Genomic DNA, 21,126 nt, shown 5'->3' on the forward strand with positions numbered 1-21,126 from the left:
TTAGTGATGGCCTTCAGAAAAATCTGATGAGTGCTTCTGTAGATACTTAAGAACAAGTGCTTCTGTATCTGTATCGAAGTTAACGAATGCAATCATGCCATCTAGCATACCGACCCAACCGTTAGCGCTGAAGTGAGCTTCATCTGGCTGTGAGTGACACGTTGAACAGTTAGATTGGTACGCTTGACCCGCTGCGTTCCAGATTGGATCGAAGTTATCAACCATAGACTCTTTCTTCATCCAAAGTGCTAGGTTAACTTCTTCCCATGGAAGGCCAGTAAGCTCATCTTCTTTCTTCTCACCAACAGTGATTGCGTCACTTTGAGAGACTTCTTTCGTCAAGATTGCAGTCGAGATATTCATACCGAAATCTTCTTGGATTACACGTCCGAAGCCTTTCGCTTTACGCCAACCGTCAATTTGAATCTTGATCATGTCGCCTTTTTCATCGATCACAGCAACTTTACTTGCAGGGCTTAGTAGACCCGCTTCAACTTCAGCAGTCTCATCTGTATACATTGGAAGATGACGAATAGAAATAACGTCGCTACCCGATGCGTAAGATGTGCTGCTTGCAACATTTTCTAGCTCACCAACAATACCGCTTGCCGATGCCATATCTAATGGAAGGTTGTGAGCAATACCTTTGTGACAGTCAACACAGCTTTGGTCGCGCTCTGCTGCGTTTTTCATCTGAATGCGCGCTGTTGGGCGCATGTTGTCGAAATCCATTGAATCGTAGTTGTGACAATTTTTACACTCTAGAGATTTGTTCGAAGAGAAACGATCCCATTCATGTTTAGCCAGTTCAATACGACGCGCTTCGAATTTCTCTGGTGTGTCTAGGTCACCAAATACTTGAGCGAATACTTCTTTAGATGCTTGCATCTTACGAGCAATTTTTGCTGTCCATTCATGTGGAACGTGACAGTCAGGACAAGTTGCACGTACACCTGAAGTGTTTTTCCAGTGAACCGTTTCTTGTAGCTCTACGTACACGTTGTCACGCATAGTGTGACAGCTTACACAGAACTCTTCTGTATTTGTGTGTTCTAGCGCTGTATTGAAACCGCCCCAGAAAATAACACCGGCGATAAAGCCACCCATAGTTAGTACACCAAGACTGATGTGTACTGCTGGGCGAGTCATTGTGCGCCATAATTTAACTAAAAATGATTTCATGTTTAGCTCTCTTAAATATTGATTTTAAAAAATGTTGTTACTAGAGGGCATTACATGCCGCCATGAGCACCAGGAGGTCCGAATACAAATACTTGCAGTGCCCAAACTATGAAGCCGTAACCGCCTACAAAAGCCACACTTAATATTGGAAAGAGAACAACCGCAATGAAGAGGAATGACTTCCACTCCAACGAGCGTTTTTCGCCAGTTTCAATTTTTTTAACATCACTCATACATTTTGCCTATTTTGTATTTAGTAATTCTGAGTAGCTCATTCTAAGGAGCTAAAGTTCTTGAGTATCTAACAACAAATTTTAGACCATACACAAAGTAAGGTTCAATCAAATCCCCCGTTATAACTCTTGCTAATCAATACTTTTTTGAGCTCATCCAAACTTGTTTTCAGTTAAACAAAGTTATTAAAAACTATTAACAAATGTGAAGAATTAAGTATATTTCACAAATGTTAAAAACAAACATCTGCGCAACTATTTAGCAACCAATTTTAACCTTTTACCTACTAAGTAGTAGCTAAAAAAGCCTAAAATCACCAATGTTTTGTGTTTTGTTTGTTAAATCATTGGGTGTTTTTTGAGTAAGCTGGAATGAAGCTAAAATGCATCATTTAACACTTTCATATATGATGTGTATCCACTTAAAAGGAAGCACTATGCAAGACGTTATTGATATATCTTGGTGGCAATTGTTGTTATTCAGTACACTTCTAGTACTCCCCATAGGGATAAATTACTGGCTAAAACTGGGCCTTGGCAAAGAAGCTTTTATCGGTATTGTTCGCATGGTTGTGCAGCTGTTTCTTGTCGGTCTCTACCTAGAATATTTGTTCACTCTGAACAGTTTGTGGATCAATGTATTGTGGCTGTTCACCATGATAATCGTCGGTGCAAGCTCGATTGTTGAAAAGTCTAAACTACCGAAAAACCTACTTTTGGCCCCAGTTGCCGTGAGCCTCTCTGTTACATGTGTGCCCGTAGTCATGTTTATCTGCTTCTTTATTATTAAACCGACACCGATTTTGAACGCGCAATACCTTATCCCTATCGCAGGAATGTTATTGGGTAATAGCTTGAGCAGTAATATTGTGGCACTGCAGAACTTGTTTGGCGCTTTTGAGACGCAGAAGTCAGAATATGAAGCGGCAATCGCTTTAGGCGCTGCTCCAACCTATGCTGCAGCGCCTTTTATACGTAATGCTATACAGAAGGCGATGTCTCCTATTATGGCTTCCATGGCAACCACAGGCTTAGTGACACTTCCAGGAATGATGACAGGACAAATCCTAGGTGGTGCTTCACCAATGATTGCTATCAAATATCAGCTTATGATCATGTTGGCGATTTTCGTGATGATGAGCTGTTCTTTGGCACTCTCACTTCACCTAGCTTTGAAGACCTCTCTAACAAAAGAAGGTCGAGTTCTCGCCCGTATACAACCAACAAACTAGCTACCTCCTCCCCTCAGTTCTGGTTACTCACCGAATTTGAGACAGGTTATCCACAGAAATTGTGGATAACCAAATCAACATCGATCCTTTTTTGGTCACTTTGACTCAACAAAAGATCATTGCCATTGATCCTTGGGGGTTTTCAAAGACATATACACACATGAAAATCAGCGTTGTTGGGCGTTCGTTTCAATAATTAGAGAAATGAATAAGTAAGTTTTCCACAAATAAAAAACGGCCTGCAATGCAGACCGTCTTGTAAATGTCATAAGTCAGTTCAGCGTTTTTACTGAACCCGAGTTAATTTTGTAAACTGGATTAATCGCGTAAGTAAATTAGCCAATACCACATACCCACAAAGATACCGCCGCCAATGATGTTGCCTAAAGTCACAGGTAACAGGTTGTTCATTAAGAAATCCATCATGTTTAGGTCAACATAGTCGGCAGGGTTAGCACCCGTCATTGTCCAGAATTCAGCGGGAGCAAAGGTTTTAATTCCGATAGCGAGTGGTACTTGGAACATGTTCGCAATACAGTGCTCAAAGCCTGCCGACACGAACATCGCGACAGGTAAAATCATTACTGCGATTTTGTCCGTTAATGTACGGCCACTGAATGTCATCCACACCGCAATACAAACCAAAACATTACACATGATGCCTAACGCGATAGCTTGGATAAAATCATGGTGCATCTTGTGTTGTGAAATAGCCATGGCATTCAAGCCCACTTGTCCGTTGTCGAACATGTATTGTTTGGTCAGAAGCATACAAGCTACTAGTAGCAACGCGCCAATCAAGTTACCGATATAAACCGTAGCCCAGTTCTTCATCAGGGTACGCCAGCTAATTTTTCCGCTCGCTCTTGCCACTAACGTTAAAACAGAGCTAGTAAATAGCTCACCACCAGTCACGACGACTAGAATCAAGCCCAAGCTAAATGCAAGGCCACCCAATAAGCGAGTAATACCCCATGGTAAATCACCCGCACCCGTCGTTACGATGGTATAGAATACAAAGGCAATACCGATATGAATACCCGCAGAAATAGCGAGAAGAAAAGATTTAATGGGATCTTTGGTTGCTTTACCTACGCCAATATCTGCAGCGCGCTCAGCCATTTGTGGCGGTAATAATGAGTCAAATTGATTTAGATTCATGTGATTTACATTTTGAAACATGTTGTCGGGGAGCGCGATAATCCTCTCTTTCATTTCTTAATTCAAGAGCTATTTTTCTCACAAATTCACTTTAACTATGCATAAAGCACTAAATTCTGAATGATATTAAAATTTCATACGACTTTAGTAGTAAAATCAAAACTATTATGAATGAATCGTTATCAACAATAAAAATAACACATCCATAAATATCAACAGGTTACGAAAAAACCAAAAGAATAACGTACACTCTAACCGTATTTAACGGGCTTTTATTTAGAGATTTTGATATAGATCAACAGAACGTAAAAAAGCGCCCTTAGGCGCTTTTAAGTCAGTCACAAATAAAGACATTAGTTATGCTAAACTGCTGGCTCAATCACTTCTTCTGATGGTTGTGTTAAAGTCTCATCTTCAAGGTTAGATTCAACGTTAGAAGGAACAAGATCAGAATCGCTTCCGTTAGCAACTTTACCATCTAATCCTTTCAAACTATCCACCAGCTCTTCTAAGCTCTTTATGTGTGCATCGCTCTTGGTGACCTGCTCACCTAATAACTCATTGTGCTTAGTCGCTTCAAACAATTGCTGAGCTTGCTTTTGATTATCGCTTTCTAACTTAACTAATTGTTCAGTCAAAGCTTCAATCTCTGACTTTAATAAAGATGTCATATCCGAACTTTTTAATGCCTTAACGCTAGCAACAATCTTTTGAGATTGGAGGCGCAACACAACATCACGATAGTCCTTGTCATTAATTACCTGAGAAATACTTAACAATTGGTTCTCTGCATTCAATACCGTTTGCTCAAATCGATCACCTTTCACGCTCGCAAGTAGCTTTACTTCGTGCGCTACACTACGTACATGGTTCAATTCAAACTCTGCAGCTTGAACGGCATCTTCAATAATCGATTTTTCGCGTGGGCTCGCTTTCACTTGGCTTTCAGCTAATGCTATTTGAGAAGCGGCCTTTGCAAACGTTAAGGGAACCACATCATCAAAATCTTCGTCTTCCAAAAATTCTAATTCGTTCTTCAAAGGCTCAATATATTTTTTATGAGCAACTTTGACTTCTAACAGACGAGCACTATTGAGGAATTCGATCTGTGCTTCCTGAGCATCTTCTAACTCATCAACCAATACATATTCGAATAGCTCGCTGTACTCTGAATACAACTTCTTATAGCTCGATGTAAACATGGTGTCCGCACCAAGAAACTGAAGGTATTCCATTTGTACTATCGAATCGGCTAGCACTCGATCGGCTTTTTTCTTCAAAACTAAAATCGAATCATAGTTAGATTTGATCAGAGCAATTTTTTCATCAAAAGCTTCGGCATAAGTTAGGCTCGAGAAAATCGAATAACTTTTAGATAATCGACTCTCATCTTTCAGTAAATCTGCATAAATATTTTCAGCATCATCCCATGCATCTAGAAGTTCATGGTAATTCTCCGGAGCATAAAGAGACAATTGAGCATGATCTTCAAGTTTAATTTCCCATTGGGAGTAAACACTTTGGAGAGACTGAAAAGAACGGACCTCTGTTGTAGATTCATTATTATTTGTGATTTGGTTCGCGTCTGTCTGCTCTGAGGGTGTGCTTTGACAACCTGAGATAGCAAATAGCATACTAATTACCAATGCTACTTTGTTAACTCTCACTGATGCATTTCCTTTTTGTACAATATTAGCTGCATGCAATATCTTTCTAGTCACACAATATATTACAACCACTTAGCAATAGACATCACTCATGATGTAAACGTGTGTAAATTACCCAATTTAACCAAAATAAGTCCTTCATGCGATGATTAATCATTCAATTTGGTATCACTTATCAATTCTATTTATTTGCTATTGCCTGAGCTGTCAATGCGCACTAAGGTGAAGGTAGAGAACGTTATGAATATATAGGTTAATTATGAAGTACAACGCTGAACATATTGCTGATTTAAACCTCCTTCTTCAATTTGATGTAAGTAGCGCTGCTACCGGAATTAAAGTTCATCAAGAGGCTGCTCAAGAAACTCAAGACGCCGTTAAGCGCCTATTCGAAAAAAACCTTTGCACTCAGCCAGACGGCGGTTACCTAACAGATGAAGGTATCGAGATGGCAGAACGCGCAGATAAGCTCATTCGCGTACTAAACTAAAGCTCGATTGTTCTAGAAAAAACTCCACTTGCTTCGGCCGTGGAGTTTTTTCATTTTTAGCCAAAGGTTTGTTAGGCTTAATGTAAATTCGTCATTTGCAGTTGTGAGGAACACATGGCTTCTATATTTATTGTTGGTGCAGGCTGGGTTGGTGTCCCCTTATCTGAACATCTCGTCAAACATGGTCACCGAGTCGTCGTTACGAAGACCACTCAGTCAGGCGCTGATGCTATTGGCAACGAATGCATTCCTTGTGAAGTGTTCAGTTTTGATGCCGCGCAACCTGAACGCTCTATTGGCCGACTCTACTCACTCCTACTGGAAAACAACACTGAAATCGTCATTGGCAGCTTCCCTCCAGGCTTTAGAAAAGGCGCAGGACAAGAGTATGCCACTTACTGGAAACAGTTAACGACGGCTTGCAAAAAAGCTAACATAAAGAAACTGCTCATGGTCAGTTCAACAACGGTCTACCCTACTAAGCCCGGCGTTCTGCACGAACCGGATGCGTCACTGAATCTATCAAACTCAGATAACGGCCATGCACCTTCATTTTCTGATAACGCACGAGTCATGTTGCGAGCTGAGCAGTCAGTGATTGATTCAGGTATCGATTATACCATTCTTCGCTTTAGTGGATTAATTGGTCCGAATCGTCATCCGTCAAGATTTGCCAGTAGACTTAGACAAGTCAGCTCTCAGGCTCCCGCCAACATGCTTCACCTTGATGACGCAATTAACGCGGTCGACTTCGCTATTAGTCAGCTGCACAACGAAGTGGTCAACGTGACGACGCCAAATACGGTCAGTAAGGCGGAATTTTATGCCGCGGCATTGAAAAGCGCCAACAGTAGTGAACCTTTACCGCCCATTGTTGATACACCAGACAAGCTGATCTCTTCGAAAAAGATTCTCGACTTAGGCTACTCGTTTAAGTTCAATTCCACACTGGACGCACTTCATGACTGAACTATCGATTATAAACCCCAAGGTTAAATTGCATCGTTCCATAGACATCCTTTGGAATTTTATGTCGATGAACCATAACGTAGAAACTTCAGACTGCATTTTTGTGTTATGTAGCAACGATACTCGGGTTGCTGAATACGCGGCAGATCTCTATCACCAAAAAGTAGCGCCTTACATCGTTTTCTCAGGCGGAGTGGGACGTTTTACTGAGGGAAATTTTGAATGCTCAGAAGCTGAAACATTTGCCGCTATTGCCAGAGATTGTGGAGTACCTGATTCAGACATTTTGATTGAAAAACACGCGACTAATACTGGCGAAAATGTTCGTTTTACCTATGACTTGCTTACAAAACGTGGGCTATCACCGAAGCGACTGACCTTGGTACAAAAGCCCTTTATGGAAAAACGTACCTACGCAACATTCAGCAAACAATGGCCAGAACAGGCGGCGGAAATTAGAGTGACTTCGCAATGGCAAAGTTGGGTCAATTACTTTAACGAAGAGTTGCCACTGGACATGGTACTAGGGGCTTTAGTTGCCGACTTTGAAAGAATCAAAACGTACCCTGCTCAAGGGTTTCAGATTGAAATGCCAATCCCTGATGACGTTGACCATGCTTACAAAGTATTGAAGAAACTGGGTTTAGAATAAAGCTTTAGGTAACGTAATAGTACGTTTCAGGAAACAAAAACGGTGGCACTTGGCCACCGTTTATTATTCTTAGCTTTTTACTTTAGATTGCTAATCTTTGCTTTGTTCTCTAAGCAAAATCAACCAAAGAGCCGTTTATTTACCTAACGCTTCTTTGTAGTGCAGACGGCAAGCAGAAACATATTGGTCATTACCACCGATGGCCACTTGGTCACCTTCAGCAATCGCAACACCGTGCTCATCAGTACGAATCACCATATTCGCTTTACGACCACAGTGGCAAATCGTTTTCAGCTCAACTAACTTATCGGCCCAAGACAATAAGTAACGGCTACCTTCAAACAGCTCACCCAAGAAGTCAGTGCGCAAACCGTAGCAAAGTACAGGAATGTGCAGCTTATCTACGACTTCTGTTAGTTGGTAAACCTGCTCTTTCGATAAAAACTGACACTCATCGATCAAAACACAATGACGCTTTTCTTCTTCATTAAGTTTTTGGATAGCGTCAAACATATTAGTGTCGTTTTTAAACAGTTGAGCTTCAGATTGCAGACCAATTCGTGAGCTCACTTTACCAATACCATAGCGGTCGTCTAACGCTGCGGTAAAGATCACTGGCGTCATACCACGCTCTTGATAGTTAAAAGAAGATTGAAGAAGCGTTGTTGATTTACCCGCATTCATTGCCGAGTAATAAAAATACATCTGAGCCACAGAAATATTCCTGTTAATTAAAAGTTGAAGATAAAAGCAAAGGTGAAATTAAAGAATTTTTGCTAGAAAAAAGGGCTGAAAATCAGCCCTTTTTTATAAAGTTTACTTACGACGCCAAGTCGTGCCTTCTGGACCATCTTCCAGAACAATACCCAACTCGTTCAACTTGTCACGTGCAAGGTCAGCGTTAGCCCAATCCTTTGAAGCACGAGAATCATTACGTAGCTTAATCAATGCTTCAATTTCTGCTACTTCGTCGTCATTACCAGCAGCATCACCTTTAAGGAAAGCTTCTGGGTCTTGATGAAGAATACCGATGATGTCGGCAAGTTCACGCATCAATGCACCGAGAGCGCTTGCTTTTTCAATACTTTCTGTCTTGATACGGTTAATATCACGAGCCATTTCAAACAGCACTGAATAAGCTTCAGGTGTGTTGAAATCATCGTTCATCGCAGTAGAGAAACGAGTTACATATTCTTCACCACCAGCCGGAGCTGCTGTTAGATCCAAGCCACGAAGTGACGTGTAGAGGCGTTCTAATGAAGCACGTGCTTGATTTAGGTTATCTTCACTGTAGTTTAGTTGGCTACGGTAGTGGCCAGACATTAGAAAGTAACGTACCGTTTCGGCATCGTAATGAGCTAGCACATCACGAATCGTGAAGAAGTTGCCTAATGATTTAGACATTTTTTCTTTGTCTACCATTACCATACCACTGTGCATCCAAGTATTTACATACTGAGTACCATGTGCGCAGCAAGATTGTGCAATCTCGTTTTCGTGGTGAGGGAATTGTAGATCTGAACCGCCGCCGTGGATATCGAAGTGATTACCAAGAATAGAAGAGTTCATTGCTGAACATTCAATGTGCCAACCTGGACGACCTGGACCCCATGGCGATTCCCACGTAGGTTCACCTGGCTTAGACATTTTCCAAAGAACAAAATCTAATGGGCTGCGTTTTGCAGAGTCAACATCGACACGAGCACCAGCTTGAAGCTGATCTAAGTCTTGCTTTGAAAGCTTACCGTATTCATCGAACTTCTTAACTTCGAACATCACATCGCCATTGCTTGCTACGTAAGCAAAGCCGCGTTGAATTAGCTTTTCTACTAACTCAATGATCTCAGTGATGAATTCTGTTGCACGAGGCTCTACATCTGGGCGTTTCATATTCAATGCATCGAAATCTGCATGCATTTCACCAATCAAGCGCTCAGTTAAAGAATCACAAGACTCGCCGTTTTCGTTAGCGCGTTTGATGATCTTGTCATCGATATCAGTAATGTTACGAACGAAGTTCAAATCGTAACCAAGGTAACGAAGGTAACGAGTTACTACGTCGAAAGAAACGAACGTACGGCCATGACCAATATGACAGAGATCGTATATGGTTACCCCACAGACATACATACCGACTTTGCTAGCTGTAATTGGTTTGAATTCCTCTTTCTGTCTTGTGAGCGTGTTATATATCTTCAGCATGATCTCTATCTATTTTATGGATTAATCAAAAATAAGCTCGCAGTATAACAAGTCATACCTTAATAGGTAATCCCCCAAAGCAGGAATTACCTCAAACATCTGAGTTAAGTGAATGATTTGGTGATTTGAAAGTCCGCCAACATGCGCTAGAATTCGAACTTCATATTAAAAAGACAGTAAGGTAACAATCATGATCATCCTTCACACAAATTTTGGTGACATCAAAGTTCAACTTAACGAAGAAAAAGCACCAGAAACAAGCGCAAACTTTCTACAGTATTGCCGTGACGGTTTCTACGACAACACACTATTCCACCGTGTTATCGATGGTTTCATGATTCAAGGCGGTGGCATGACTTCTGGCCTTAAAGAAAAAACGACTCGCGCTACAATCAAGAACGAAGCAAACAACGGCCTAGCTAACAAAGTAGGTACACTTGCAATGGCTCGTACTATGGAACCACATTCAGCGAGCTCTCAGTTCTTCATCAACGTGAACGACAATTCTTTCCTAAACTTCCGTAGCGAAAGCCTAGACGGTTGGGGTTACTGTGTATTCGCAGAAGTTGTTGAAGGTATGGACATCGTAAACAAGATTAAAGGTGTTAGCACTGGTTCTATGGGTATGCACCAAGATGTACCTCTAGAAGAAGTGATCATCACTGGTACTACAATCGAAGCTTAATTACTCGCTTTCGATTAGTATTAATCATTACCATTGGTGAACCGATAAATCAGGATACAGGGAGCGAATCGCTCCCTTTTTTAGACCTATGAAAACATATTTTATATCAGATCTGCACTTAGCCCCGTCGCGACCAGACATCACAGATTGTTTCTTAACCTTCATGAAAAACGAAGCCGTAGAAGCGGATGCACTGTATGTACTTGGTGACCTTTTCGAGTTCTGGATTGGTGACGACGATACGAGCGATTTCGCTACTTCCATTCGCCAAGCATTTATTGATCTAGTTAACACTGGCGTGCCTTGTTATTTCACTCAGGGCAACCGGGACTTTTTAGTTGGTAAAAAGTTTGCCAAACAAACGGGCGTCCAACTACTAGATGAAGTTTCAACGATCGATATCTACGGACAAAAAGCCGTGGTATTACACGGTGATACCTTGTGCACTGAAGATGTAAAGTATCTCGCCTTCCGTGAAAAAGTACATCAGCCCTGGCTACAATGGGTATTCAATAGAATTCCATTCTTTATCAAAAAGAAAATTGTTTCTAAGGTTCAATCCGATATCAAGGACGACAAGCAGACTAAGTCTTTAGACATCATGGACGTAACACAACAAGAAGTTGAAAATGTGATGGCGCAAAATAATGTAGATCTCATGATCCACGGTCACACGCACCGCCCAGACATTCATAGGTTCAATACCAATAGTTGCACTAAAACTCGTATCGTACTTGGTGATTGGTACACGCAGGGCTCAGTTCTGGTATTCACTCCGCAAAGTTTTGAACTACAGAATCGTGAGTTTAGCAACCGCTTTTAACGTCACTCCTCATCTTTCACATTGATTATTATTATGGGTCAGACTTTCTAAGATTGTAGATGGTAATTTTTCTCCAATTAGCTATTATCTCTGTATCAGAACTAAACCGAACACAGTACGAAGTTGAAATATTCATATGTAGCGCGTCAGCCAATACTCGATGCTGACAAGAAAACCATAGGTTACGAGTTGCTATTCAGGGACGGTCCTAAGAACACTTTCCCTGAAGTAGAACCGGAACTCGCTACAAGCCGCTTGCTTTCCGATCACTTCCTATCAACTCACTATAATACGCTTGGTGATAAGTTGGGGTTCGTGAATTTTCCTTATGCAAGTCTGATTAACTTAGTCCCTACCCTCTTTCCGAAAGAAAGCCTCGTTGTTGAGGTTCTTGAAGATTGTGAACCAACGGACGAATTGCTTGAAGCGATCAAAACCATTTACGACGCGGGTTATACCATCGCGTTGGACGACTTTGTGCCAAGCAAAGCATGGAAACGTTTCTTGCCTTACGTATCTATCATTAAATTTGATATTCGTTTGATCTCAATAACAAAAGCATCAATGTTCATGAACTCTATGAGAGAATTGGATATCAAGTTTCTTGCCGAAAAAGTTGAAACTTACGATGAGTATCAAGAAGCGAAACAAGCCGGATTTTCTTATTTTCAGGGTTACTTCTTCAGTAAACCGGAAATGATCCAAACTCGCGCACTTAGTCCTGCTTTTCTGACTATCGTTCAGTTACTAAAAGAAATAGCCCACGATCCTATCGATTTCAGTGAAGTCGAACGTTTGATCACATTGGATGTAACACTCTCTTATAAGCTACTCACCTACGTAAACTCTGCGGGCGGTTCAGCGACGACTATCCGTTCATTTCGCCAAGCACTCATTTACCTTGGGGAACAGAAACTGCGTAAGTTCGTTTCACTAGTGGCAATCGCATCTGCGAAAGAAGATAAACCGGATTCACTTTATGGTTTAGCGGTACTGCGCGCTCGTCAATGTGAACTGTTAGTAGAAAAGATGAATGTGAAAGTTGAACCTGGACAAGCCTTTTTAACCGGCATGTTCTCGCTACTCGATTCACTCTTTGATCAGCCTTTAAAGCAAGTATTGGACTCAGTACCCATCGATGAAGAGATCAAACAAGCTCTTATTCAGCGTAAAGGTGTACTTGGTGCGATCATGGCGATGGTCATTGCGTACGAGCAAGCTCGCTGGGATGAAGCGACACGCATTCGTAAGCTGCTCAAACTGAGCGAAGCAGACCTCGGACAAGCGTATGATGAGGCCACTACTTGGGCTCAAGATCTGTTATCACCTTCATTGAAATAATACACTCCCTACAAAAACAGCAATAGAAACTAAGCTTTGGTGAGCGATCGTTTCTTGCTAAACTCCAATGCATTCATTTATGGCCTCTTAATCGAGGCCATTTTTACAGGAACTGACTATGTCTTTATGCCCTTGTGGTAGCAAAAATACTTACCAACAGTGCTGTGAACCCGCACATCTTGACCACAATTCAGTCGAAACACCTGAACAATTGATGCGCTCACGCTATTCTGCACATGTACTTGGTTTGGTTGATTATGTGGTTGCTACTTGCCACCCGACTTGTAATGCAGAAGCGCAGAGAGAAGGTATTGCTGAATCCATTGATAGTGATTGGGCGGGTTTAGAAGTCATCGATACTGCCGCAGGTTCACATGAGAACGAAGGCTTTGTTGAGTTTAAAGCTTACTTCAACGACGGGGTTGAGCAGTTCTGTATGCAAGAACGTTCTCGCTTTGTTCGTGAAGACGGTATTTGGTTCTACATTGATGGCGCTTTCCCCAATCAAGAAAATGAACAAGAAGACGCAACACAACCAGAGATAGATCCTCGCCTAAACCAAACTGTAGAGAGCTTCAAGATCGGCCGCAATGACCCGTGTATTTGTGGTAGCAGTAAGAAGTATAAAAAGTGCTGCGGCTAACTCATGTGTCTAGGAAGTTAGATTAAGAGGAGAGTTTCCTGATGTCGCTTAGACTCCTCGGAATGACGAGGCCTAAAGTCGAAGAGATATGCTCAAGAATTGAATGCTAAAAAAGCCCCGTAAACATAATTGTTTAAGGGGCTTTTATTTATCTGTTACGTAGTCGATTAATCTAAAGAGAGCTTACTTATGGCGCTCTTTTAATTTGTTCACCACATCGTTCATCGATAAGCCTTGGTCTTGTAAAAGAACCATCAAGTGGTAAATCAAATCTGCTGATTCACACACTAATTCCGCCTTATCGCCCGACGTCGCCGCAAGCGCGACTTCAACGCCTTCTTCGCCCACTTTTTGCGAAATACGCTTGGTGCCACGGGCATATAAACTGGCAGTATAAGAAGACTCAGGGTCTGCGTCCTTGCGGGCAGCCAGTAGCTGCTCAAGCTGATGAAGCCACACCATCTGTGTTTCTTCTTGTTTGTCTCCATCCCAACACGTTGTTGTACCTGTGTGGCACGTTGGGCCAATGGGATTTACCTTAACAAGTAAAGTATCGTTATCGCAGTCCAAAGCGATGTTTTTCAGTTGCAATACGTTGCCCGACGTTTCACCTTTCGTCCAAAGACGCTCTTTAGTACGAGAGAAAAACGTAACATTGCCAGTTTCACCGGTTTTCTCAAGTGCTGCAGGGTTCATGTATCCCATCATTAACACTTGGCTAGATTGGTAATCTTGAACAATGGCAGGAACTAAACCATCTACTTTTTCCCAGTTAATACGCTCTGATAATGCGCCTACTGTTGTTTTTGATAAGCTTGCGGTTTCAAAACTCATAGTCGCACCTCTACATCTTGTTGTTTTAAATACTGTTTAAGTTCACCAATATTGATGACTTGTTTGTGGAATACCGAAGCCGCTAGTGCCCCGTCCACGTTTGTCTTCTTGTAGGCTTCAGCAAAGTGTTCCATCGCACCTGCACCACCAGACGCAATCAAAGGTACATTACACACTTCGCGTACCATGTTTAACTGATCAATATCGTAGCCATTACGAACACCATCTTGGTTCATCATGTTTAACACAATCTCACCTGCGCCACGCTTTTGTACTTCCTTCACCCAATCTTTGGTTTCCCACTTGGTTGCTTTAGTACGCGCTTCATCGCCAGTGAACTGGTAAACCTGATATTTACCGGTATCTTTATCGAAGTATGAATCGATACCAACAACAATACACTGCACGCCAAACTTATCAGCAAGGTCAGTAATCAGTTGTGGGTTAGCCAATGCAGGCGAGTTAATTGAGACTTTATCTGCACCAAACTCAAGAATGCGTGCTGCATCTTCCGCTGACTTGATACCACCAGCCACACAGAAAGGAATATCAATCACTTCTGCTACGCGTTTCACCCAGCTTTTATCGACCACACGTCCATCACTTGATGCAGTGATATCGTAAAACACTAATTCATCAGCGCCCTCTTCTGCATAGCGTTGTGCTAGCGGAACGATGTCACCAATAATTTCGTGGTTGCGGAATTGAACGCCCTTAACCACTTGCCCATCACGGACATCCAAACAAGGGATTATTCGCTTTGCCAGCATGCAAATGCCTCCTCTGCGGTGAATTTGCCATCAAGCAGTGCGCGACCAACAATCACACCCGCAACGCCGCTGCCTTTCAGAGCTTCGATATCAGCTAGGCTGCCAATGCCACCCGATGATTGAAATTGTACTTGTGGGTACTGCTTACAAAGGTCAATGTATAACTCTACGTTTGATCCTTCTAGCGTGCCATCACGTGAAATATCTGTACAGAGAACGTGTTTGAGGCCAACCGTTAGGTAATCTTCAATTAGCGCTTCGATGGTCACACCTGAATCTTCTTGCCAACCTGAAATCGCCACTTTACGTGTGCCGTTTTCATCAATGTTGATGTCCAGAGCAAGTACGATTTTTTCAGCGCCGTATTTTTCCATCCAACCTTTCACAAGTTCAGGTTGTTTAACAGCAGTCGAGCCAACCACAACGCGCTGTGCGCCGGCTTCTAGCAAATCAATTACATCTTGTTCATTGCGAACACCACCACCAATTTGAATATTGGCTGGTGTGCTTGCAAGTAGCTTGGCGATTAAGTCTAGCTGGCGAGCTGTTGTATCTTTTGCGCCGGTTAAGTCTACTAGGTGAAGCCAACCTGCGCCTGCTTGGTGATACAGATTAAACTGCTCTGCTGGGTCTACTTTGTATTCTGTTACTTGCCCGTAATCGCCTTGGAATAAGCGAACTACTTGGCCTTCAATTAAATCTAATGCGGGAATAATCATTTACATTCCTTATAGGGCAGCGTTAGCCGATGCCTAATCCTTATTACAGTTCCAAGAAGTTTTGAATCAATTTAGAGCCTGCTTTTGACGAACGCTCTGGGTGGAACTGAACACCATAATAGTTGCCGCTTTGAACGGCAGCGGTAAACGGATTGCCGTAATCACATTGTGCGATTGTGTAGTCACCTACTGGCATTGCAAAGCTATGTACGAAGTAAAAATACTCGCCTTCTTCAATGTCTTTAAATAGCGGGTGATTCGGTGTTGCGGTTACAGTGTTCCAACCCATGTGTGGTAGTGGCAAATCACCCGTTTCAAGCAAGCGAACTTCGCCATCACACAAACCTAAGCATTCCACTATCTCGTCGGCTTTTTGGCCTTTCTCTTGAGACAGTTTACCTAACAGTTGCATACCTAAACAGATACCAAGCAGAGGCTTCTCGACTTGCTTCACAAGGCTAACGAGGTCACGCTCTTGCAAATTCTTCATTGCCTCACTTGCTGTACCTACACCGGGTAGGAATAACTTATCGGCAGCTAGAACAACTTTTGGTTCTTTCGAAATTTCAACTGCGTAGCCCAGACGTTCAATCGCAAACTTCACTGAGGAAACGTTGGCACAACCAGTATCAATAATAACGACTTTTTGATCTTTCATTGTTTTTCCTTGCTAACGTTAGCCTTACAGTACGCCTTTGCTGCTTGGTAACTCGTTACCTTCAACTTTAATTGCTTGACGAAGAGTACGACCAAACGCTTTAAATAGGCTTTCAATGATGTGGTGGTCATTATTGCCATTAGAAGAAAGGTGTAGCGTACAAGCTAGCGTATCGGTTAGAGAACGGAAGAAGTGAACCACCATCTCAGTCGAAAGATCACCCACTTGTTCGCGGCTGAACTTAGCATCAAATTTCAGGTATGGGCGGCCAGAAAGGTCTAGTGCACACTGCGCCAAACATTCATCCATTGGTAGACTGAAACCAAAGCGGCCAATCCCACGTTTATCACCTAGCGCATCTTTAAGTGCTTGGCCTAGAGCTAAAGCCGTATCTTCTACTGTGTGGTGATCATCAATGTGTAGATCGCCTTTCACAGTTAGATTCATCTGGAAACCACCGTGTGTCGCGATTTGATCAAGCATGTGATCGAAGAAACCCATGCCCGTATCGATCTTGTTGCCACCGGTTTCATCAAGGTTTACTGCAACCTTGATATCAGTTTCTTTAGTCGTACGAACCACTTCAGCAACACGTGCATTAACCGTCAGATCTTTAACAATCTGTGGCCAGTTAAGCGTACCTTCCGTTGCCGCATCTGGGCCATATTGAATCCCGCGAATTGCCATGTTCTCAGCAAGTTGAAGATCAGTCATTCGATCGCCAATCACAACAGAATGTTGAAAGTCGACTTTACCGCCCTGTAGATACTCTTTAACCATACCCAACTTAGGCTTGCGGCAAGAGCAGTTGTCTTCGTCAAAGTGAGGACAAATAAGCACGTCGTCAAACTTAACGCCTTGAGACTCGAAAAACTCCATCATCATATTGTGTGGTGCATCGAAATCTTCTTGTGGGTAGCTATCGGTACCTAGACCATCTTGGTTAGTCACCATCACTAAACGGTAGCCCGCATCTTGCAATGCTAACAAGCTAGGAATCACGAGCGGTTCGAATTTTAATTTGTCTAAACGGTCTACTTGAAAATCGACTGGCGGCTCAACAATTAAGGTGCCATCACGGTCTATAAAAAGTATTTTCTGTTGTTTACTCACTTGAACTTCCTTTTAATTTTAAATCTGGTGGCCTAGCTAAAATCAACCGCTAACCCAAATGTCTGATTCATTGGCCAGCTATGTTGATTAAACACAACTGTCCAATGTGATTACTGGTAAGCCTTCGTTACTGAAAAAAGTTACGAATGAATCCAAGTGTCTTTTCGCACTCTTCTCGATTACCAATACTAATACGAACACAATCTTCAATTGGCGAATTACGCAAGATGATGCCAGTGTCCCATGCCACTTTGAACAATTCGTCACCGTTAGGGAATTTAACCAATAAATAGTTACCCCAACCATCAAATACCGTTACTTGAGGTATACCAAGTAGGCCAGCTTGTAAATAAGCGCGATTAGCACTTAAATCGAGAACTTGAAACTTAGCTCTTGCTAAACCTTGCTCTGAAAGGGCTTGAACCGCAATGTCAGCAACAGGGATTGGCACTGGGTATGGTGCAATCACTTTCAACAGTACATCGATAAGCTCTTTGTTTGCTAGCGTAAAGCCACAGCGTAGTCCCGCTAATGCGAAAGCTTTGGAAAGAGTACGCAAAATCGCTAAATTCGGATATTGAGCAAGCAAATCGACCGTTGACGCTTCAGGGCAGAAGTCGATATACGCTTCATCCATCACCACAATCGCTTTGTCTTGCGTCATTTCAAGCAATTTAATGATGTCTTTACGATCAACTAAGTTACCCGTTGGGTTGTTTGGGCTACAAACAAATATCACTTTCACGTTGTCTAGTTGAGCTTCAATAGAGGGAAGATCTAATTGCCATTCAGAGGTCAGAGGCACCACTTTACGTTCGACACCAATGGTTTCGGCGCTGATCGCATACATACCGTAAGTGGGTGGACAGTAAAGAATTGCATCTTCGTTTGGCTCACAGAAAGCGCGAATCAGTAACTCAATGCCTTCGTCAGCCCCACGTGTTGTCAATGTTTGCTCTGGTGTTACACCTGCATATTGTGCGTAAGCATCGATTAATTCTTTTGGCTGACATTCACTGTAGCGGTTAAGGCGAGTCAGATTTAAGCTGTACTCGTTATCAAACGGAGATTCATTGGCGTTCAACCATACATCTCCGCTACCGCCAATGCGCCTTGCAGACAAGTAAGGTGTTAGAGCCTGAACTTGTTTTCTTGCTAACTTTTCCATGCTCCGCCCCTACTTCGCTCTATTTAACTTTTCAACTCGGATAGTCACAGCACGCTTGTGAGCATCCAAACCTTCGGCTTCAGCCATCGTCACCACTGTCGGTGCTAGACCTTTCAAGCCATCGGCTGTTAGTTCTTGTACTGTCATACGTTTAGAGAAATCTGCTAAACCTAGGCTCGAATACGTTTTGGTGTAACCGTAGGTTGGCAATACGTGGTTTGTACCTGATGCATAATCACCTGCAGACTCTGGAGACCAGTCACCCAAGAATATTGAACCTGCATTGTCTAGCAACGGCAACAACTCACGTGGATTCTTGGTTTGAACAATTAAGTGCTCAGGACCGTAGAAGTTCGAAATTGCGATAGCTTGAGTGATTGATTCTGAGATGATAATCAAGCTAGATGCTAATGCTTGCTGAGCGATGTTAGCGCGAGACAACTCTTTCAGTTGTTTCTGCACCGCATCCGTTACTTGATCAGCAATAACCGGAGACGGCGTAACCAAGACAACCTGAGAATCAGGGCCGTGTTCCGCTTGGCTCAATAAATCCGCAGCGATGAAGTCTGCATCTGCAGTTTCATCTGCAATCACCATCACTTCTGATGGACCAGCAGGCATGTCAATTGCAGCACCACGGAAGTCATTGCTGACTTGGCGTTTCGCTTCCGTTACATAGGCATTACCCGGGCCGAAGATCTTATCGACTTTAGCCACACTCTCGGTACCGTAAGCCATTGCCGCAACCGCTTGACCACCACCAACGTTGTAAACCTCGTCGATCTTACAAAGCTTAGCGACATACAAGATTTCATCAGCAATTGGTGGAGGCGAACACAAGACAACTTTACGACAACCCGCAATCTGAGCGGGTACACCTAACATAAGAACCGTTGACGGAAGTGGCGCACTGCCACCAGGAATATAAAGACCAACCGTATTAATCGCGCGCGTTACCTGCTCACACAAAACGCCAGGTTGAGTTTCAACCTTAATTGACTGAGGCTTCTGAGCTTCATGAAACTTGGCAATATTGCTATAAGCTTGCTCTAGCGCTTGCTTCATTTCTGGTGTTAGACGAGCACACGCCTCTTCAATCTCATTCGAAGTAACTCGAATTGATTCAGGAGTCACACGATCGAACTTTTCAGTCAGTTCTTTGAGTGCGGCGTCGCCTTCATTTCGTACTTTTGCAATAACATCAGAAACAGTCGCTGTGATGTTTGCACCTTCAGTAATAGCTGGACGCTCTAATACCGAGTCTTGCTGTGATTCACTTAAAGATTGCCAAACAACGGTTCTCATCGTCACTACCCCATCATTTTTTCGATTGGTAATACTAGAATCGAGCTTGCACCCAACTCTTTCAGCTGTTCCATAGTTTCCCAGAACAAGTTCTCAGTACTTACTAGGTGAACGGCAACTTTGTCTTTATCTGTAGATAGAGGAAGAACAGTAGGATCTTCAGCTCCAGGCAATAGCGCTTTAATTTGCTCTAATTGAGACGTTGGTGCGTGAAGCATGATGTACTTCGACTCTTTCGCTTGCTGAACACCTTGCATACGAGTCAGTAGTTTTTCAATTAATGCTTCTTTGTCTGCATCAAATTCGCCGGTGCGTTGAATTAACGTTGCTTTAGATTGAAAAATAGCTTCTGCTTCTTTTAGGCCATTCGCTTCTAGCGTAGCGCCTGTAGAAACCAAATCTGCGATAGCGTCCGCTAGTCCAGCTCGAGGTGCTACTTCAACTGAGCCTGTTAGCATACAAGTGCTGAATTCAACACCCTGCTCATCCATGTAGGCTTTTAGTAGTTGTGGGTAGGTTGTTGCAATACGTTTACCCGCTAGGTCTTGTGGGCCGTTGTATTCTTCATCTTTGTTGATAGCGATAGAAAGGCGGCAACCACCGAAATCTAAACGACGTAGTGTGCTAAATTGCGATGGCTCTTTTAGAGCAACGCGGTCTAGGCGAACTTCTTCTAGCTCATTTTCACCAATGAAACCTAGGTCAACCACACCGTCCATGATAAGACCTGGAATGTCATCATCACGAACCAGTAACAAGTCGATTGGCATATTAAGTGAATGAACCACTAGGCGCTCACCCATGATGTTAAATTTAACACCACATTTTTTAAGTAAGTCTTGGCACTCTTTACTTAAGCGACCTTTCTTTTGAATTGCGATTCTTAGGCGTTGTGTCTGCATTGCTGTATCCCTGTGCAAATATTTGAATTTATTGATTATTTAAAAGTGCTAAAACTAAAAAACCCTCGGAAGACTTTGTCGTCCCGAGGGTTTAAATCTAAATTCTTTGACTTAACCTCCGGGAGAATTCTTGCTCCCGGGTATACGTAAATCTCCCCGAAAGACTAGATAGGGTGATGATGGTGATGAATGTTCATTACTAATTTACGCATACTTATAAGCTCTTAGGTTGTTTGCTGTCTTGTCTCCACACTAACTAAGCTGACATCCTTTTTCAACCATTTATTCGAACTTTTTTCACTAAAACTCAAATTAATTTAACAGGTACAAAAAAGGGAAGCCGCAGCCTCCCTTTTCATTATTCAATCAGATGATGA

At 42.6% G+C, this 21,126-nt stretch carries 22 protein-coding genes and 1 other annotated feature; of the genes, 8 read left to right on the plus strand and 14 right to left on the minus strand.

The annotated features are described in order from the left end of the window. Both torC and torE read right to left on the minus strand, forming a co-directional pair. Positions 1 to 1,182, minus strand: a complete 1,182-nt coding sequence (gene torC, locus L8S15_RS00990; protein WP_010440053.1) for a pentaheme c-type cytochrome TorC — start codon at positions 1,180 to 1,182, stop codon at positions 1 to 3. A 50-nt stretch (positions 1,183 to 1,232) separates the two neighbouring features. Beyond that, positions 1,233 to 1,415 carry a trimethylamine N-oxide reductase system protein TorE gene (gene torE, locus L8S15_RS00995; protein WP_010440051.1) on the minus strand — a complete coding sequence of 61 codons (183 nt, stop codon included), beginning with the start codon at positions 1,413 to 1,415 and terminating at the stop codon, positions 1,233 to 1,235. A 437-nt stretch (positions 1,416 to 1,852) separates the two neighbouring features. Between torE and L8S15_RS01000 the strand changes: the two genes are divergently transcribed. Continuing rightward, positions 1,853 to 2,647 (plus strand): ABC transporter permease, encoded by a 795-nt coding sequence (locus L8S15_RS01000; protein ID WP_010440050.1) that lies wholly within the window; start codon positions 1,853 to 1,855, stop codon positions 2,645 to 2,647. A gap of 318 nt (positions 2,648 to 2,965) precedes the next feature. On the opposite strand, the gene focA is transcribed toward L8S15_RS01000, so the two are convergent. Next, positions 2,966 to 3,808, minus strand: coding sequence for a formate transporter FocA (focA, locus tag L8S15_RS01005; RefSeq protein WP_010440048.1), 843 nt, complete (start codon positions 3,806 to 3,808; stop codon positions 2,966 to 2,968). A 362-nt stretch (positions 3,809 to 4,170) separates the two neighbouring features. Continuing rightward, positions 4,171 to 5,475 carry a hypothetical protein gene (locus L8S15_RS01010; protein WP_016768568.1) on the minus strand — a complete coding sequence of 435 codons (1,305 nt, stop codon included), beginning with the start codon at positions 5,473 to 5,475 and terminating at the stop codon, positions 4,171 to 4,173. A gap of 259 nt (positions 5,476 to 5,734) precedes the next feature. Here L8S15_RS01010 and L8S15_RS01015 point away from each other — a divergent pair, with 259 nt between their 5' ends. The 3 genes from L8S15_RS01015 (at position 5,735) to L8S15_RS01025 (ending at position 7,586) form a co-directional block, all read left to right on the plus strand. Beyond that, the gene (locus L8S15_RS01015) at positions 5,735 to 5,965 is read left to right on the plus strand and encodes a TIGR02647 family protein (RefSeq protein WP_010440041.1); all 231 of its coding nucleotides are present in this window, start codon (positions 5,735 to 5,737) and stop codon (positions 5,963 to 5,965) included. 114 nt (positions 5,966 to 6,079) lie between these two features. Beyond that, a complete protein-coding gene (locus L8S15_RS01020; RefSeq protein ID WP_010440036.1) occupies positions 6,080 to 6,934 on the plus strand; it encodes an NAD(P)H-binding protein in 855 nt (284 codons plus the stop codon). A 61-nt stretch (positions 6,935 to 6,995) separates the two neighbouring features. Further along, entirely contained in the window at positions 6,996 to 7,586 is a 591-nt protein-coding gene (locus tag L8S15_RS01025; protein WP_280571910.1) for a YdcF family protein, read from the plus strand. Between the two features lie 135 nt (positions 7,587 to 7,721). On the opposite strand, the gene L8S15_RS01030 is transcribed toward L8S15_RS01025, so the two are convergent. Then, positions 7,722 to 8,300, minus strand: coding sequence for a thymidine kinase (locus L8S15_RS01030; protein WP_004734584.1), 579 nt, complete (start codon positions 8,298 to 8,300; stop codon positions 7,722 to 7,724). A gap of 102 nt (positions 8,301 to 8,402) precedes the next feature. Beyond that, complete coding sequence (gene cysS, locus L8S15_RS01035; RefSeq protein WP_280571911.1) at positions 8,403 to 9,788, minus strand: cysteine--tRNA ligase; 1,386 nt, start codon at positions 9,786 to 9,788, stop codon at positions 8,403 to 8,405. 190 nt (positions 9,789 to 9,978) lie between these two features. Between cysS and L8S15_RS01040 the strand changes: the two genes are divergently transcribed. The 4 genes from L8S15_RS01040 (at position 9,979) to L8S15_RS01055 (ending at position 13,280) form a co-directional block, all read left to right on the plus strand. Beyond that, positions 9,979 to 10,473 (plus strand): peptidylprolyl isomerase, encoded by a 495-nt coding sequence (locus L8S15_RS01040; protein WP_010440028.1) that lies wholly within the window; start codon positions 9,979 to 9,981, stop codon positions 10,471 to 10,473. A gap of 88 nt (positions 10,474 to 10,561) precedes the next feature. Next, positions 10,562 to 11,296, plus strand: a complete 735-nt coding sequence (gene lpxH / locus L8S15_RS01045; protein ID WP_010440026.1) for a UDP-2,3-diacylglucosamine diphosphatase — start codon at positions 10,562 to 10,564, stop codon at positions 11,294 to 11,296. Between the two features lie 123 nt (positions 11,297 to 11,419). Then, positions 11,420 to 12,637: an EAL domain-containing protein gene (locus L8S15_RS01050; RefSeq protein WP_010440023.1), complete on the plus strand. Its 1,218-nt coding sequence runs from the start codon at positions 11,420 to 11,422 to the stop codon at positions 12,635 to 12,637. 118 nt (positions 12,638 to 12,755) lie between these two features. After that, the gene (locus L8S15_RS01055; protein WP_280571912.1) at positions 12,756 to 13,280 is read left to right on the plus strand and encodes a YchJ family protein; all 525 of its coding nucleotides are present in this window, start codon (positions 12,756 to 12,758) and stop codon (positions 13,278 to 13,280) included. A gap of 183 nt (positions 13,281 to 13,463) precedes the next feature. On the opposite strand, the gene hisIE is transcribed toward L8S15_RS01055, so the two are convergent. From hisIE to hisG, 8 genes are all read right to left on the minus strand, one after another. Then, a complete protein-coding gene (gene hisIE, locus L8S15_RS01060) occupies positions 13,464 to 14,114 on the minus strand; it encodes a bifunctional phosphoribosyl-AMP cyclohydrolase/phosphoribosyl-ATP diphosphatase HisIE (protein WP_010440017.1) in 651 nt (216 codons plus the stop codon). After that, positions 14,111 to 14,884 (minus strand): imidazole glycerol phosphate synthase subunit HisF, encoded by a 774-nt coding sequence (gene hisF / locus L8S15_RS01065; protein WP_010440014.1) that lies wholly within the window; start codon positions 14,882 to 14,884, stop codon positions 14,111 to 14,113. Before hisF ends, hisIE begins: the two co-directional genes overlap by 4 nt. Next, positions 14,866 to 15,603 carry a 1-(5-phosphoribosyl)-5-[(5-phosphoribosylamino)methylideneamino]imidazole-4-carboxamide isomerase gene (hisA, locus tag L8S15_RS01070; protein WP_010440012.1) on the minus strand — a complete coding sequence of 246 codons (738 nt, stop codon included), beginning with the start codon at positions 15,601 to 15,603 and terminating at the stop codon, positions 14,866 to 14,868. The genes hisF and hisA overlap by 19 nt, the downstream gene beginning before the upstream one ends. A gap of 43 nt (positions 15,604 to 15,646) precedes the next feature. Further along, on the minus strand, positions 15,647 to 16,261 hold the full coding sequence (gene hisH / locus L8S15_RS01075) for an imidazole glycerol phosphate synthase subunit HisH (protein WP_010440008.1): 615 nt from the start codon (positions 16,259 to 16,261) through the stop codon (positions 15,647 to 15,649). 24 nt (positions 16,262 to 16,285) lie between these two features. Further along, positions 16,286 to 17,374 (minus strand): bifunctional histidinol-phosphatase/imidazoleglycerol-phosphate dehydratase HisB, encoded by a 1,089-nt coding sequence (gene hisB, locus L8S15_RS01080; RefSeq protein ID WP_016784630.1) that lies wholly within the window; start codon positions 17,372 to 17,374, stop codon positions 16,286 to 16,288. 127 nt (positions 17,375 to 17,501) lie between these two features. Further along, a complete protein-coding gene (hisC, locus tag L8S15_RS01085) occupies positions 17,502 to 18,542 on the minus strand; it encodes a histidinol-phosphate transaminase (RefSeq protein ID WP_280571913.1) in 1,041 nt (346 codons plus the stop codon). Between the two features lie 9 nt (positions 18,543 to 18,551). Next, positions 18,552 to 19,853 carry a histidinol dehydrogenase gene (gene hisD / locus L8S15_RS01090; protein WP_016768564.1) on the minus strand — a complete coding sequence of 434 codons (1,302 nt, stop codon included), beginning with the start codon at positions 19,851 to 19,853 and terminating at the stop codon, positions 18,552 to 18,554. Beyond that, the gene (hisG, locus tag L8S15_RS01095; protein WP_280571914.1) at positions 19,853 to 20,749 is read right to left on the minus strand and encodes an ATP phosphoribosyltransferase; all 897 of its coding nucleotides are present in this window, start codon (positions 20,747 to 20,749) and stop codon (positions 19,853 to 19,855) included. Before hisG ends, hisD begins: the two co-directional genes overlap by 1 nt. Positions 20,750 to 20,802: 53 nt before the next feature. Then, positions 20,803 to 20,938: a sequence feature (His leader region), on the minus strand. Between the last annotated feature and the right edge of the window lie 188 nt (positions 20,939 to 21,126).

It is taken from the genome of Vibrio sp. S/42/10, assembly GCF_029890535.1.
GTDB classification, from domain to species: Bacteria; Pseudomonadota; Gammaproteobacteria; order Enterobacterales; family Vibrionaceae; genus Vibrio; species Vibrio cyclitrophicus.